Source organism: Asaia bogorensis NBRC 16594, from assembly GCF_001547995.1.
GTDB lineage: Bacteria > Pseudomonadota > Alphaproteobacteria > Acetobacterales > Acetobacteraceae > Asaia > Asaia bogorensis.
In genome coordinates this window covers 1,775,305-1,790,000 of sequence record NZ_AP014690.1, presented here as the reverse complement: position 1 = coordinate 1,790,000, position 14,696 = coordinate 1,775,305, and the positions used below count along the sequence as shown (strand labels likewise).

Annotated in this window: 7 protein-coding genes, 1 tRNA gene, 2 rRNA genes and 1 riboswitch (1 of these 11 running past the window's edge); of the genes, 4 read left to right on the top strand and 6 right to left on the bottom strand. The window is 57.1% G+C overall.

The window, feature by feature from the left end; translation table 11 throughout:
• The 3 genes from Asbog_RS08010 to Asbog_RS08000 all read left to right on the top strand — a co-directional run.
• Window positions 1–2,658: ribosomal RNA gene (locus Asbog_RS08010) — 23S ribosomal RNA — on the top strand (it extends 83 nt beyond the left edge of the window).
• Window positions 2,659–2,771: 113 nt separating this feature from the next.
• Window positions 2,772–2,886: ribosomal RNA gene (gene rrf, locus Asbog_RS08005) — 5S ribosomal RNA — on the top strand.
• A gap of 35 nt (window positions 2,887–2,921) precedes the next feature.
• Window positions 2,922–2,998, top strand: a tRNA-Met gene (locus tag Asbog_RS08000).
• Between the two features lie 697 nt (window positions 2,999–3,695).
• On the opposite strand, the gene Asbog_RS07995 is transcribed toward Asbog_RS08000, so the two are convergent.
• A complete protein-coding gene (locus Asbog_RS07995) occupies window positions 3,696–4,904 on the bottom strand; it encodes a cation:proton antiporter (protein ID WP_062164742.1) in 1,209 nt (402 codons plus the stop codon).
• 200 nt (window positions 4,905–5,104) lie between these two features.
• On the opposite strand from Asbog_RS07995, the gene Asbog_RS07990 reads away from it, so the two are divergent.
• Window positions 5,105–5,923 (top strand): M48 family metallopeptidase, encoded by an 819-nt coding sequence (locus Asbog_RS07990; protein WP_062164741.1) that lies wholly within the window; start codon window positions 5,105–5,107, stop codon window positions 5,921–5,923.
• 112 nt (window positions 5,924–6,035) lie between these two features.
• Here the strand turns inward: Asbog_RS07990 and Asbog_RS07985 are convergent, their stop codons facing one another.
• The 5 genes from Asbog_RS07985 to Asbog_RS07965 form a co-directional block, all read right to left on the bottom strand.
• Window positions 6,036–8,267 (bottom strand): TonB-dependent receptor, encoded by a 2,232-nt coding sequence (locus Asbog_RS07985; RefSeq protein ID WP_231944537.1) that lies wholly within the window; start codon window positions 8,265–8,267, stop codon window positions 6,036–6,038.
• 87 nt (window positions 8,268–8,354) lie between these two features.
• Window positions 8,355–8,558, bottom strand: a riboswitch (cobalamin riboswitch).
• A gap of 241 nt (window positions 8,559–8,799) precedes the next feature.
• Entirely contained in the window at window positions 8,800–10,821 is a 2,022-nt protein-coding gene (locus tag Asbog_RS07980) for a phosphocholine-specific phospholipase C (protein WP_062164740.1), read from the bottom strand.
• A gap of 17 nt (window positions 10,822–10,838) precedes the next feature.
• Window positions 10,839–13,232 carry a TonB-dependent receptor gene (locus Asbog_RS07975; RefSeq protein ID WP_062164739.1) on the bottom strand — a complete coding sequence of 798 codons (2,394 nt, stop codon included), beginning with the start codon at window positions 13,230–13,232 and terminating at the stop codon, window positions 10,839–10,841.
• Window positions 13,233–13,366: 134 nt separating this feature from the next.
• Window positions 13,367–13,738 carry a DUF2809 domain-containing protein gene (locus Asbog_RS14790; protein WP_083510782.1) on the bottom strand — a complete coding sequence of 124 codons (372 nt, stop codon included), beginning with the start codon at window positions 13,736–13,738 and terminating at the stop codon, window positions 13,367–13,369.
• A 62-nt stretch (window positions 13,739–13,800) separates the two neighbouring features.
• Window positions 13,801–14,676, bottom strand: a complete 876-nt coding sequence (locus Asbog_RS07965; protein WP_083510781.1) for a DUF817 domain-containing protein — start codon at window positions 14,674–14,676, stop codon at window positions 13,801–13,803.
• Window positions 14,677–14,696 lie beyond the last annotated feature (20 nt).

Sequence of the window (14,696 nt, the reverse complement as noted above, 5' to 3'; positions counted from 1 at the left end):
AGCTGCGAGCAAGCTTTGATCCGTGGATATCTGAATGGGGAAACCCACCTAGCGATAGGTATCATGCCCTGAATACATAGGGGTATGAGGCGAACCCGGGGAACTGAAACATCTCAGTACCTGGAGGAAAAGACATCAACAGAGATTCCGCTAGTAGTGGCGAGCGAACGCGGAGCAGGCCAGTAATCATTGTGAAAGAAGCAGAACGGTCTGGAAAGTCCGGCGATAATGGGTGATAGCCCCGTATGCGTAGTGTTCATGATGGTTCTTGAGTAGGGCGGGGCACGTGAAACCCTGTCTGAACATGGGGGGACCACCCTCCAAGCCTAAATACTCCCTGATGACCGATAGTGAACAAGTACCGTGAGGGAAAGGTGAAAAGCACCCCGATGAGGGGAGTGAAAGAGACCTGAAACCGGATGCCTACAAGCAGTCGGAGCCTCTTATGGGGTGACGGCGTACCTTTTGTATAATGGGTCAGCGAGTTTCTGTTTGCAGCGAGCTTAAGCCGGTAGGTGTAGGCGTAGCGAAAGCGAGTCTGAATAGGGCGAATGAGTTGCTGGCAGAAGACCCGAAACCGAGTGATCTAGCCATGGCCAGGCTGAAGGTGCGGTAACACGCACTGGAGGGCCGAACCCACGCCTGTTGAAAAAGTCGGGGATGAGCTGTGGCTAGGGGTGAAAGGCCAATCAAACTCGGAGATAGCTGGTTCTCCGCGAAATCTATTGAGGTAGATCGTCACGTATTGCCCTCGGGGGTAGAGCACTGGATGGGCTAGGGGGACCCAAAGTCTTACCAAACCTAACCAAACTCCGAATACCGAGGAGTATGAGCGTGGCAGACAGACAGTGGGTGCTAAGGTCCATTGTCGAGAGGGAAACAGCCCAGACCACCAGCTAAGGCCCCCAAATCGTGGCTAAGTGGGAAAGGATGTGGGGATTCCAAAACAACCAGGAGGTTGGCTTAGAAGCAGCCATCCTTTAAAGAAAGCGTAATAGCTCACTGGTCTAATAGAAACCCTGCGCCGAAAATGTAACGGGGCTCAAGCCACGTGCCGAAGCTGTGGGTGCATATCTTTGATATGCGCGGTAGCGGAGCGTTCCGTAGGTCTGCGAAGGAGACGGGGTGACCCTCTCTGGAGATATCGGAAGTGCGAATGCTGACATGAGTAGCGACAAACAGTGCGAGAAACACTGTCGCCGAAAGTCCAAGGGTTCCTGCGCAAGGTTAATCCACGCAGGGTGAGCCGGCCCCTAAGGCGAGGGCGAAAGCCGTAGTCGATGGGAACCAGTTGAATATTACTGGGCCTGCCAGAAGTGACGAATGCGATATGTTGTCTGGTCTTATTGGATTGACCAGGCTTTTGGAGCATTCCAGGAAATAGCTCTGGCGTATAGACCGTACCCGAAACCGACACAGGTGGACTGGTAGAGAATACCAAGGCGCTTGAGAGAACGATGCTGAAGGAACTAGGCAAATTGCTCGTGTAACTTCGGGATAAGCGAGACCCGTCCGTGGGCAACCATAGGCGGGTGGCACAGACCAGGGGGTAGCGACTGTTTAGTAAAAACACAGGGCTGTGCGAAGTCGAGAGACGACGTATACGGCCTGACGCCTGCCCGGTGCCGGAAGGTTAAGAGGAGATGTGCAAGCATTGAATTGAAGCCCCGGTAAACGGCGGCCGTAACTATAACGGTCCTAAGGTAGCGAAATTCCTTGTCGGGTAAGTTCCGACCTGCACGAATGGCGTAACGACTTCCCCACTGTCTCCAGCATCGACTCAGCGAAATTGAATTCCCCGTGAAGATGCGGGGTACCCGCGGTCAGACGGAAAGACCCTATGAACCTTTACTGCAGCTTTGCAGTGGCATCAGAGACATCCTGTGTAGGATAGGTGGGAGGCTACGAACCCGGGACGCCAGTACCGGTGGAGCCGTCCTTGAAATACCACCCTGAATTTTTCTGATGTCTAACCGAGACCAGTCTAGCCTGGTCCGGGACCCTGCATGGTGGGCAGTTTGACTGGGGCGGTCGCCTCCCAAAGTGTAACGGAGGCGCGCGATGGTGGGCTCAGGTCGGTCGGAAACCGACTGTCGAGTGCAATGGCATAAGCCCGCCTGACTGTGAGAGTGACAGCTCGAACAGAGACGAAAGTCGGCCATAGTGATCCGGTGGTCCCACGTGGACGGGCCATCGCTCAACGGATAAAAGGTACTCTAGGGATAACAGGCTGATCTCCCCCAAGAGTCCACATCGACGGGGAGGTTTGGCACCTCGATGTCGGCTCATCACATCCTGGGGCTGGAGCAGGTCCCAAGGGTTCGGCTGTTCGCCGATTAAAGTGGTACGTGAGCTGGGTTTAGAACGTCGTGAGACAGTTCGGTCCCTATCTGCCGTGGGTGTATGAGACTTGAGAGGATTTGTCCCTAGTACGAGAGGACCGGGATGAACATACCTCTGGTGTACCGGTTGTCGCGCCAGCGGCACAGCCGGGTAGCTAAGTATGGACGGGATAACCGCTGAAAGCATCTAAGCGGGAAACCCACCTCAAAACTAGGTCTCACAGGGCCGTGAAAGACCATCACGTCAATAGGCCGGGTGTGGAAGCGTGGTAACACGTGAAGCTAACCGGTCCTAATCGCCCATATCGCTCACACAACGCTCTCCAAAAGAGAGCATACACATGCATAGCAATCATCCACGCAATCACACTCATCATACACAAACACCAACCTCCACACCGACACACAGTTGTCGGGTGGATCAGAAGACCTGGTGGCTATGGCGGGAGACTTCCACCCGATCCCATCCCGAACTCGGCCGTGAAACGCCCCAGCGCCTATGATACTGCATCTCAAGATGCGGAAAAGTCGGTCGCCGCCAGGTCCCCTGATCCACCCCACAAAACACACCACCACCCCCGCGGGGTGGAGCAGCCCGGTAGCTCGTCAGGCTCATAACCTGAAGGCCGCAGGTTCAAATCCTGCCCCCGCAACCAAAATACCCACACAATACACAATCCAGACGCAAGGCCTCAGCTTCAGTGCCCGAGGCGTTTTTGGCGTTCCAGGCCTTACACCCAAAGCCCGCGTTTGACAGCGCATTCAATCTGCCCCCTATCGTACTCTGGTGCTCTGGTGCTCTGGTGCTCTGGTGCTCTGGTGCTCTGGTGATCTACACGTTTAGTGTCCCAGGTAATGGAAATGTGGCCGATGAGATCCTCCGCTTGGTTCCCAAAGAGTGCAGGACAACGGAAGGGTGGCTTGGGCTCTCGTCAAGTCTGGTAATCGTCGCACGGTAGAGCTCGGCCAGACTAGGCGACAGGGCCCGTGTAAAAGTCTGGACCTGTGTCGCAGCATCGCATCGCCGTTTACGCCGTGCTTCCCAAGCGACCCATTCGGCATCTGTGGTTCGGTTGCAGATCTCTGCCTTGATGGCGGTCGTCACGTTCGCGATTTCTCTTCTCGTCCGGGCGAGGGAGGATGGCGCACGACGTCTGCGCCGCAGGAATCGAGATACCATTAATAGATGGCAGAAACCGGAATATTGGCGCGGTATCCGTGCGGCCGAACCATCACCTGCGCGAGTGCGCTTGGCCCGTCTCAGGCAATGAAGCGCCACCAGTTGTGACGACTAGCCTCACCGCCGAAGGCCGTGGCGCGCCAGTTTGAAACGCCGGCGATGCCTCCGCTTGATCAGACGGATCTTGGTTTGAAAAGGTGGAACATCGGGCCAGTCAGCAACGTGGAGATAACGGCCAGAACCATGAGCGAGGCAAAGGCAAATTCCGAGAGCATACCCTGCTCGTGGAGTATGGTTGCTGCGACGATTTCCATGAGACCCTTGCACTGCAGGAGTGCGCCAAGCCCGAGTGTCTGACGCCTCGAAAGGCTGGACGAGGGGGGGAAGGCGTAGATCGAGCCAATCTTGGCGACGATTGATATGGCCACAAGCGAGAGAGAGGCAAGAACCGACGGCCAGGTAAGGGCGTCGCCATCGATACGCAGACCACTATGTCCGAAGAACAGCGGTGCAATCCAGATAAGGCAAAAGGTCGAGATCGCTTCGAACGGCAGACGCCTTACCCATGAGGGAGGCATAAAGGCTCCTGCGAAATACGCCCCGATCAATTCGTGTAAACCGAGCGTCATGCTGGCCCAGGAACCAAGGCTGAGATAAATCGGTACGACTGCCCAGATCAGGGCTTTTGGCGGATTGCGGACGTGACGTGACGCGAGTGAGCCGACGAGACCGAGGCCAATCAGAAGGAGCAAGGCAACGCATTGCCTGAGACCCCAGCTGTGCATCGCTGATTGTCGTTCCGCAGCGAATTGCAGCAGAGCCAGACCGATCCATAGCGTTGCGTCATCGATTACGGCCAATTTCAGAGCGAGCTGCCCGATTGGCTTGTCTCGAACGGGCAACTCGCGAACGATGCCTATGAGGACTGGAAGCGCACTGACGGCGATACACAATCCGATGGAAGCCGCGCCAATGAGCGGGGAAACGGCTGGTGCATGCCAGCCTGGGAGTGGCAGAAAAAAGTAATAAACGAGTACCGTGCCGATGAGAAAGGGACCGCCCAGCGCCGAAGCTGCTCCTCCCAGGAGGCGAGGCAGGCTGGGTGCCGGTATCTGGCTTTCACGGTTGTCGCCCTCAGGATGCTGCCACATTTCCATCCCCGCGGTAAAAGCGAGGACGAGAACTGCGACCCAGCCTATCGTATCACCGTAGAATGACGGGACGCCGACGGATTTGAGAGGCAGATGCCATACGGCGGCGAGAATGCCGATGAGGATCGGGATCACGGCAATGGGTATGGCGCGACCGAGCAGACGCCACAGGATCCAGGGAACACAGACGAATAAACCCAGATCCGCAATGAGCGCCGTAAAATCGTTCATACCTGTCCTTTCCGTTTCGCACGAAAAGATAGCTTAATACCTGAACCAAGGGAAATGATCACAAGGGTCGATGGTCCCCCCAGACGCATTATGTCTCGCAAACCTGGATGAAACGGTAAATCACATGCAGATTATTCCGCCTGTTGATACTGCTTGTCTTGCTCATAGAACTATAACGAGAAGAAGGGCATCACACAGCCATGACATCTGACATAAAACAATATCGCCATGCCAAGGAAAGACTTTACGGTGGGACCCTGACAGTTCTTGGGACCGCTGTCTGGCTCATTCTGTTGGCTGCTTTTGTCATGGTTGCGCTTGTGCGCCCGAACGGTCTGGCCCAACTCGTGGTGATCGCTCTCTATCTCGGCGTGCTCGGCGCGATCAGTCTTGTCGCAGCAGCGCTTTATCGGGCCTATGCGCTTGGCAACATGGTAGCCCTCTCCTCGAGGCAGTTCCCTGAACTCCATGCGACCTTTGCTGAAGTCAGCCAAAGGCTCGGCCTGCAAGAGGTGCCTCGTGCCTTCATCTACAACTCGCACGGTATCACGAACGCCTTTGCCATACGCCTGCTTCGTGGGCGCTATGTGTTCCTGACATCGGCTATCATCGAGACAGACACAGATGCGCAGCTCCGCTTCATCATGGGTCATGAGATTGCCCATCATGTGCTGGGGCATCTTGATGGCTTCAAGACTTTCCTTCGTGCGCCGGCCTATCTGGTACCGCTCCTTTACCATGCCTATTCGCGCGGACGCGAGTATAGCTGCGATGCCGTAGGCGCTTCGATACTGCCGGATTATCGTGACGGTGTAGGGGCCTTGCAGATGCTCGCTTGCGGAGCACGGCGCCTCAATACGTCGATGAATGCTGAGGCTTTTGCCGAGCAGGAGGCACAGGTGCCGGGCATGGCTGGCTTTGTGGTGGAGATCATGTCTACCCATCCGCGCCTCACGCGACGCGTTTCACGTCTCATCGCGCTTTTCGCAACACCCGAACGGAAACACGGCGCTGTCTGACCCGTCGCGTTCTATAGACAAGCGTTATTGGGTTGGATGACACACGGGACGTTCAGCAAGGGGAGGTGGTCCCCGTCTGGATGACGAGGGAGGCATCACGCCTCCCATACTTTCATAAGGAGGCCTGCATGCTGACCGTGAAGGAGCGCGGCGCGCCGATCAGGACCTCGCTTGGATAGCTGGTGTCCGCCCATTGCACGTAATGCTTGTTGGCAAGATTATCGATCCGGCCATACAGGGTGATCCCCTCACAGACGTGCCAGCCGGCAAACACGTTTACGAGTGCATAGTTCTTGAGCGTGAGAGTATTGGCGTAATCACCCTTGCGTGCAGAGACGTAACGCATGCCCGCGCCCAGATCGAGCGGCAGGTCGAAAACGTTCGACCATACGCCCCATAGATTGGCCGTTACCGCCGGGACGTCCGGAACCTGATTGCCGCTCGCATCGGTCGCGGCATTCGGGAAGAACGTGCCGTAACGGGCATAGGTATAGGCCACGTTCCCCGAGACGCTCCAGTGCCGGTCAATGCGCCAATCGGCCTGCCACTCCAGACCGCGCGATTTCTGGCTGCCGGCTGTCGAGACACTGTCCTGTCCGGTCTGGACCAGCACCCTCGTCCTACGGATATCGAAGAAGGACAGGGTTGTGACGAGCCGTCCCGAGAGAGCGCTTGCCTTGAGCCCAATCTCTCCCTGACGTGAGTGACTCAATCGGGAGAATTGCCCTCGATTGGCAAGGAAGAGATTGGAGCCCGGTGGGTCTTCAGCCGTGGTATAAACCCCATACAGGCTCAGATTGGGCAACAGGTCGAAAACCGGACCTATGCGGAAATTGGCCGGATTGTAATGCCCCTTGAAGCTGGTGGACGCATTGAACTCGCCATTCTGGTTAAAGTTCTGCCTGTCGAGTGAAAGCCAGTCATATCTGAACCCTCCCACCAGCCGCAGCCTGTCGGTGATCGAGAGGGTATCCTCAAGAAAGAGGCCCGCGTCGATCATGGTCGTGGGAGATTTACGGTAGGGATACTCCCCGGCAAATGACCCGAGTGCGCCACCTTCAGGGCTCGTCAATGAGACGCTGTCGGCATAATCCGCATCGGGAAAGCCGCGATTGCGGATGAAGCGAATGTAGTAGGCATCTCCGCCAATCACGAGGCGATTGCGTAACCCGAACAGGGGATAATCGAAACGGGCATCGACACTGTCTCCAAGCTGATGCTGGTTCTGATAGACATAGAAGCGATCGCGGCCGACCCGGCCGGGCGTGATTGCCTGTCCGCTCGCATTAGTGGCGCCGGGTGACGCGATATAGCTGTAGGTCTCGGCATTGTCCCAGCGACGTTTGGCATAAAGGAAATAGGCCTTGTCATGCAGCGAGATGTGGTCGCTGGCAGCCCAGTCCAGATGCAGCGTTGGCGTCGCATTGACGGAGCTCGCCCGTGGGTTGGCCACGTTGTAGTTGCGCCACAGCGACGCGCGGCTGATGACAAGTCCCTGAGTTGAATGGAGCAGCCCACCAGCTGCGTCTTTTACAGCAGAGCCCGGTACGAGCGGCGCACCGTAATAGGTCGAGAGATTATCGGTCAGGTAATCGACGGTAAAACGTGCCGTGAACTTCGCGTCTGGATGCCACAGGAGCGTGGTGGTCCAGTCATTGCTGCGCGGGTTGGCGCCTTTGACATAGCCATCAGACGAGGTCCGGCTGAAGTCGCTTCGTATCGCCAGGGTACGGGTGAGGGGCACTGACCCGCCAATGCCTGCATTCCAGCTATTGAAGCTCCCGTAGGAGAGCAGGGCGTTGGCACGCACATGATCCATGTCCGGCGTACGCGTGCGCATATCCACGGTACCGCCGACGGCACCCTGGCCATAAAGAACGGAGGAGGGGCCTTTCAGGATCTCGACCGCCTCAAGGTTGAAGGCGTTGAGCGGCCGGTTCACCATGGTCGTGGGACCAAAATAGAAACCGTCGCGCAGGATCAGCACCTGGTTGCCGCTGAAACCGCGCATCATGAGCTGGGCCGGATTGCCGGGCGAGCCACCGGAGGTCACACCCGGTGCGAAATCGGCAGCATCTTCGGCATGCACATAGCCGCGCTGCGAGATGATCTTCTGATCGATGATCGAGATCGAGGCCGGATTATGCTGGAGGCTGAGTCCGAGCCGGCCGCCTATGGCTGGGCGTGCCTTGAGGCCGGTACTCTCACCATGAGCCGTAATGTACTCGTCGTTGCTGCCTTGCTCCTGAGCGAGGGCAGCAGGTAAAAGCGGCAGAAGGCCAAGTGCAGGCGCGAGCGAGATGCCGGCCAGAAGACAAGCCCTGAGTGAGCGCATGGGGCGCATGTTATGTGTTCTATCCCGTGTTCACGTCACTACGATGGGCAGCGTTTCCCCTGCCACCTGCAGGACACCCCGCCCGCCGGTTCTCGTCCGTGACCCCGTGTGATGGCAGGTCTCCTGACTTGTGCGTCATGATGTGCGAACTGGCCTTCCCGGGGGGATAGTCCCAGTGGCTGAACCCTTGGCGGGTCCACGTTCGCACACTCTTCACCTACAGTTGCGGGGGCAGTCATGGCGTTCGACCATGTTCCCTTTTCATCCCGTCTCCGGGACACCATCGGACTGGACCCTAGCTTTCCGACCCGTGCTGTCAATGCTGCGCGGGTCCTGGTCTATAGTTTGGCTTTTCCTTGCGTCTATTTTGCGACAGCGCTGACAGGCTCGGGTGCGCAGGCGTGAGACGGCACAGACGTGCCCCACGCGCTCGGGAGCGAAAGGGTCGCGCCTTCATGAGGCCCTGTCCCTGTTCTGGCGACTATGGCTGTGTCGTTCTCGCTAACGATTACGCACGTCGTTATCCCGAAGAGACAGGCTTTCAGGCCGGGTTCCCACGCCCGAAATGCGGGTCCGACCGGCTGGGCGATCCGTTTTCGACATGACCCGCGAGAGAGAGAACAAGCTTGCCCGAACGGGTGACGCAATCGACATGGTACCAGTGGTCACTCACGGCAACCGGTATGGTAAGGTGCAAAATCCGCCCCGGTTGTACGGAAAGGTCCTGTCGCTGCCCGGTGTAGTGATCGATGAGCAGGAGCACGACGGGTTCGTCTGCACCGGTCCCCTGTCCCGCGCAGTTCAAGGACAGATGCAGGCTGTTTCCGTTCGCCTGTGAAGTCAGGCCAATGCGGCTCTCGGGATCATGGAGATGGTAGAACCCGTTCGGCCCATAGATCTCGACCGTGCCTGAGGCGGCACAGTGGAACATAGTGGTTGTCTTGCCTGCAACGGTCAGATGTTGGCTTGCCTCACCCGTCTGACGGATACGAAAAACCACACCCTGCTCGGCCGTGTTGGCAAAGACCAGTTTCGTCGGCGCATCGGCGTGGCTTGTGACGGCGAAGCGATAAGGCAGAGCCCGGCTCGGACGCTGACCGGCCTCCTGCAGGGGCAGGCTACCATGCTCAGGTACGAGCGGAGGTGGGTGTGCACAGGAAATTCGTGTCTGGGGCAGATACGCGCTCGTATCAGGAAGAGCCACGGACCACTTCGCATCAGGCTTGCTGAAATCGAAGGCAGAGGTCAGATCGCCGCAAACCGCACGGCGCCAGGGTGTGATGGTCGGGCAGGGCACATTGAACCGCTGCTCCAGAAACCGGATGACCGACGTATGGTCGAAGACCTGTGAATTGACCCACCCACCTTTTGTCCAGGGCGAAATGATCAGGGCGGGTACGCGAGGCCCGAGGCCGACCGGCTCGCCGTGATAGGCCTCACCGTCCGGAAGCTGGCGAGTTGCTGTCTGCGTTGAGGGAACAGGCGGCGGTACATGGTCGAAAAACCCGTCATTCTCATCGTAATTCAGAATGAAAACGGTCTTGGCCCATGTGTCGGGATGTCGAACGAAAATGTCGATCAGCTTGGAAATCAGATGCTCGCCAAAGCCGGGCGGCGCTTCGGGATGCTCCGAAAGGGCCGCCGGTGGGACGATCCACGACACCTGAGGCAGCGTTTCATCGGCAATGTCTTTCTCGAAAGCCTCCAGCAGGTAGCGCCCTTCCAGTTCGTGCATGTTCTCCTTGTTTGAGCCCGGAACGACAGCGCGCGCCTGACGATAGCGCCAGTCCTGCTTGTCGAGATTACGGAACTGCCTGAAGGAGGCGAGGGGATTGTCGCCAAAATTGTCGTATTCCTGGTAGAATTTCCAGGTCACCCCGGCCTCCTGAAGGCGCTCGGGATAGGTCGTCCAGTCAAAAGGTGTGAAGGCAGGATTGTCGTGCGCCATATCGGCAGACCAGTTGCCGTCATCGACATTCTCGACCGCCTGTTTGCCATCAGCGCCGACGGCAAGGCCGTTTGTACCGGTAAAGAAATAGAGTCGGTTGGGATTGGTCGGGCCGAAGATGGAAGCGTGATAGGCGTCGCAAATGGTGAAGGCGTCGGCCAGCGCGTAGTAATAGGGAATTTCTGCGCGGGTAAAATACCCCATCGTCATCGGGCTTTTATGAGGGACCCAGCCATCCCACTCGTTCCACGCGGCCTGGGTGCCTTTCCAGCTATGGTCAAGGCTTTTGAGGCAGGCCGCCGAGGTATGGATCGTATCAAACAGGAAAGGCCATATGGCCCGGCCTTTTGCGTCCTTCTGGGCAAAGACCGGGCTCCCATCCGCCTGCTTCTCGGCGCGCGGGTCGCCAAAACCACGCACGCCACGCAAGGTGCCAAAGTAGTGATCAAAGGCACGGTTTTCCTGCATCAGGATAACGACATGCTGGACATCCCTGATCGTGCCGGTTTCACGATTGGCAGGGATGGCGAGGGCCTGACGCAGGTTTTCTGGCAACATGGTCCCTGCCAGCGCGGCAGCACCGAGATGAAGGAAATGCCGACGGCTGGGTTTCATGCTGACTGCTCCGGAACTCAGTTGAAGTGCTTGCGGATCGTGAAGAAAACCATGCGCGGGGCTGCGGCCTGAAGCGTCTGGAATGTGCCGGACGGATCGGAATTGATAAAGCCGTTGCTGCCCACTGTCGCCACATAGCGCTTGTTGAACAGGTTGGAGACGTTGATCTGCGTATCCAGACCGCGGAGCCAGAAATTATGGCTCTTGAAGCGATAGCCGAGATTCAGGTTGAACACGTCATTGGCCGGTACATAGGCATCGTTCGTATAGGTGTAGTAACGACGATCCTGGATCTGCATGAGCACATTGCCCCAGATCTGCCCGTCATCATAGCCGAGCTGCACATTGGCCAGATTGCGCGGCATGCCGACCACGTTCTTGCCCTTGATGGCGGCCGAGACCTTGCCATCAGCCATCACATCATCCTCATAGAAGGAGTTGTTGAAGGCATAGGAAGCGAAAATCGACCAGTTGGGCGCGAATTGCCAGTTCACGGCTGTATCGATACCGCGTGAGATCACCCCGCCGACATTCGACAGAACAGAGGCGTTACCCTGAATACCCACACCCTGCGTCACAGCCAGCAGGCGATTGCCGAATTCGACATAGTAGCCTGTCACGGTCGCCTGGAATGTCTTGGTGTGATAGCGGTAGCCGAGTTCTTCCGTGTTGGACATTTCGGGCTTCAGCTTGCCCTGAAGCGCCTGGAAACCGGCAACTGTGGTCGAGAAAGGCCCCGAGGTCTGGGCGCTATCGAAGGCAGCCATGTTGCGCGCATAATCCACGAAGATTTCGTGGTTATGGTTGAACCGATAATTCGCACCGACCTGAGGCAGGAAGCCATTGGTGGCGTTGAGCGAGCCCGAGGGATAAGCCGTGGGCATGGGGGTGCCCAGATAGCTGCCGTTCATGGCGCGAGCCGTGTTGTCCACGATCAGCGACTTGAAGCCGTAATTGACCTTCAGCTTCGGTGTAATCTTCCAGGTATCACCCAGATGGACCTGATAGGTTTTGGTGTTGAAGGCACTCTGCCACTGCGTAGCGAAGGCGTTGTCACGATACCAGTGCGTCGAGGAGGGCGAACCATCCAGTGCCAGCGGGTAGAACCGGCGTGCCTGATTGAAATTGTTGTTTTCGAACCAGAAGCCGCCCTCGATGGCATGGTTGGCAATCTTGTATGTCAGGCTGCCAATGAAACCGGCGCGATGGATATCGTATTCCGTCGTGCGGGTGGAAAGAGGGGAGCCGCCAAGCTGTGCGGGTGTTGCCGTATAGGGCGTAACCCACACGCCTTCACCTGTGTTGGTGTGGCCATAACCCATGACATAGCCGGAAAGGCGATTATTGACCCGGAAATCGAGCTTGCCATAGCCCATGGCGTCCTCGCGCAGGCCGCCTGCGTTATAATAGACGGTATCCTGATTTTCGATGCCCTTGGGAAAGGCGGTGCCATTCTGATAGGCGTAGGCAATCTGCTTCGCGCGGGCGTAGTTGCCTGTGATATTGTCGAGATTATAGCCGTAGGTCTTGATCTGGGCGAGGGAGAGATCCTGATAGTCGTTCTCGGCGCGCTTGGACCAGTCACCAAAAACAGTCAGTTTCAGGTTATCACCCAGAGGCTGGACATATTTCGCATTGGCCTGGTCCTGGCGCTGCACGCCGTCACCCTTCCATTTATTCGCATCCTGATGGTCATAGGACACGTAGAACTTGCCGCCGCCCTTGAGCAGACCGCTATTAATGCGAGCGAAGGTCCGCCAGGTCGAGGCAGAGCCGATTGTACCGCTGACATCGGCGCCGAACTTGTCTGACGGATCGATGGAGGTGAATTGAAGCGCACCACCGAGGTCGTTGGATGCTGCAACACCCACAGCCCCTGCGCCCTGCGTCAGCGTGGCGGGGCCGTTATTCTCGGTTTGCAAGGCGCGACCGATGGAAAGCCCGTTATCGTTGCCATAGGCCAGATTGCCCAGCGGGACGCCATCAAAGGTAAAGCCAAGCCGGCTTTGGTCAAAGCCACGAATGATGATCTGCTGCGACCATTCATAGGAGCCGAGCGGATCGGACGAGGTGAACATGACACCCGGCAGTTTCGACAGCGCCTTGAACGGGCTCGTACCCGGTGTGTATTCCTGAATGGCCGTACGGGAGATCGTCTGTGTTTCGCGGGCCTGACCAGCGCCAAGCACGATGATCGACTCAGGCGATTTTGCCTCGACTGAGGTTTTTGGCGTGACAGCTGTTGGGACTGCACGTCTGCCTGCTGATTGAAGCTTTCGCGTTTTTTTCTGCTCGGGCTGAGCCGCGTCACGCTGTGCAACCGTAACATTCTGGGCCATCGCCGTGGGATGCGTTGCGACAAGCAGGGCCGGAAGGCTGGCCGAGATAATGAGACGATGTCTGAGTTTCATTGAAAGGAGCCGTTTCGTCCGAGAGGGTCACGATGCGGCTGGTCATTATCGTGACAGGACGTGTCAAAGTATTATGGTTTTATTAAAATCAGATCGGAAACAAAACATTCATCACTCTGTCATATAGTAAAACTCTAAACAGGCCTCTCTGATCTCGCTTTAAGTGCGCGGGTTGCGGCCAGCGCGAACGCAATTCCCGTGATATAGGCGATTAGGTTGAGCCACGAGAATTGCTGCCCCAGCAGGAAATGTCCCACACTATTGCGCCTTAACGTTTCCAGAGCTTCACAATGAGCCAGCTTGATACATTCGCTGGTGCCGGCTCCAAGGGCGGCGAGAAAAAGCGTGCGCCTCAAGGATTTCCCACCTGTGAGCAGCAGGGCAAGGAACCAGAACATGGCCCCCCAGAGGATGGATCCGCTCCATTTCCTGACAATTAGAGGCAAGCCAAGAGGGGCAAGGCGGCAACACAGACCTAGCGTCACGACAAGCAGACACAGCCCCATTGAGTGCAGACGCCCCAGGCTTTCATGTCGAGGGGGGAGCAAATTTTTCTCCGTCGGTCTCACTACCCTCCTGTCTCCACCGCGTTTGCGAGATGTCGCGGACGATCAGGCCGCAGAAGTAGTGTGACCGTGATGAAGGCGACGTATAGCAGCAGATACCAGGAAACGAGTTTCTGGGGATGGACGACCCATGTAAAATCACGCTTTGCGTAGAGCCATGTTCCGGTGAAGGTGCCGATATTTTCCGCAATCCACAGGGCAACGCTTGAGAAGAAGGCGGCCAAAGGCAAGGGCATGCGCCAGAAAAAATCGATGATCCGATAATGGATGACGCAGTGCCGATAAAGAAGAACGGTCGCGAGAACAAGCAGCCAGCGCAGGTCCGGAAGATAATGGTGCGTGAAGAAATTGGCATAGATGGCAAGCGCCAGGAGCAGTGAAAGCCTGAAATCCGGATAAGGTTCGAAGCGCATATCGAAAAGGCGTATGACACGCGCCATGTAACTGCCCACCGAGGCATACATGAAGCCCGAAAAGAGCGGCACATGAAGGATCTTGAAGAAACCGGGCTCGGGATAGGTCCATGATCCGGCGGACACCTTGAACCATTCCATGGCCGTGCCCGTGATATGGAAGGCAAGAATGATCAGGGCTTCTCTTCCGGTTTCGAGCCTGAAGACAAGAAACAGGATCTGGGTTGCGATGGCGAACAGGAAAAGCGCGTCGTAACGGGCAATCACCCATTGGGGTGACCAAACCCAGTGTGAGACCAGAATGGCCGCCAGCATCAGCCCTCCGAACAGGCAGGCCCAGCCCTGCTTGAGGACGAAGAGAACAAACAGACCTGAGAAGCCGTGAAGATACCGTCTGACCACACGCCCGAGTTTGTGCTCGAGATTGGCTGTAGCGCTGGTATGGGGCTGGGACGGGGCGTTCATGGCGCGGCTCCTTGTCGTTT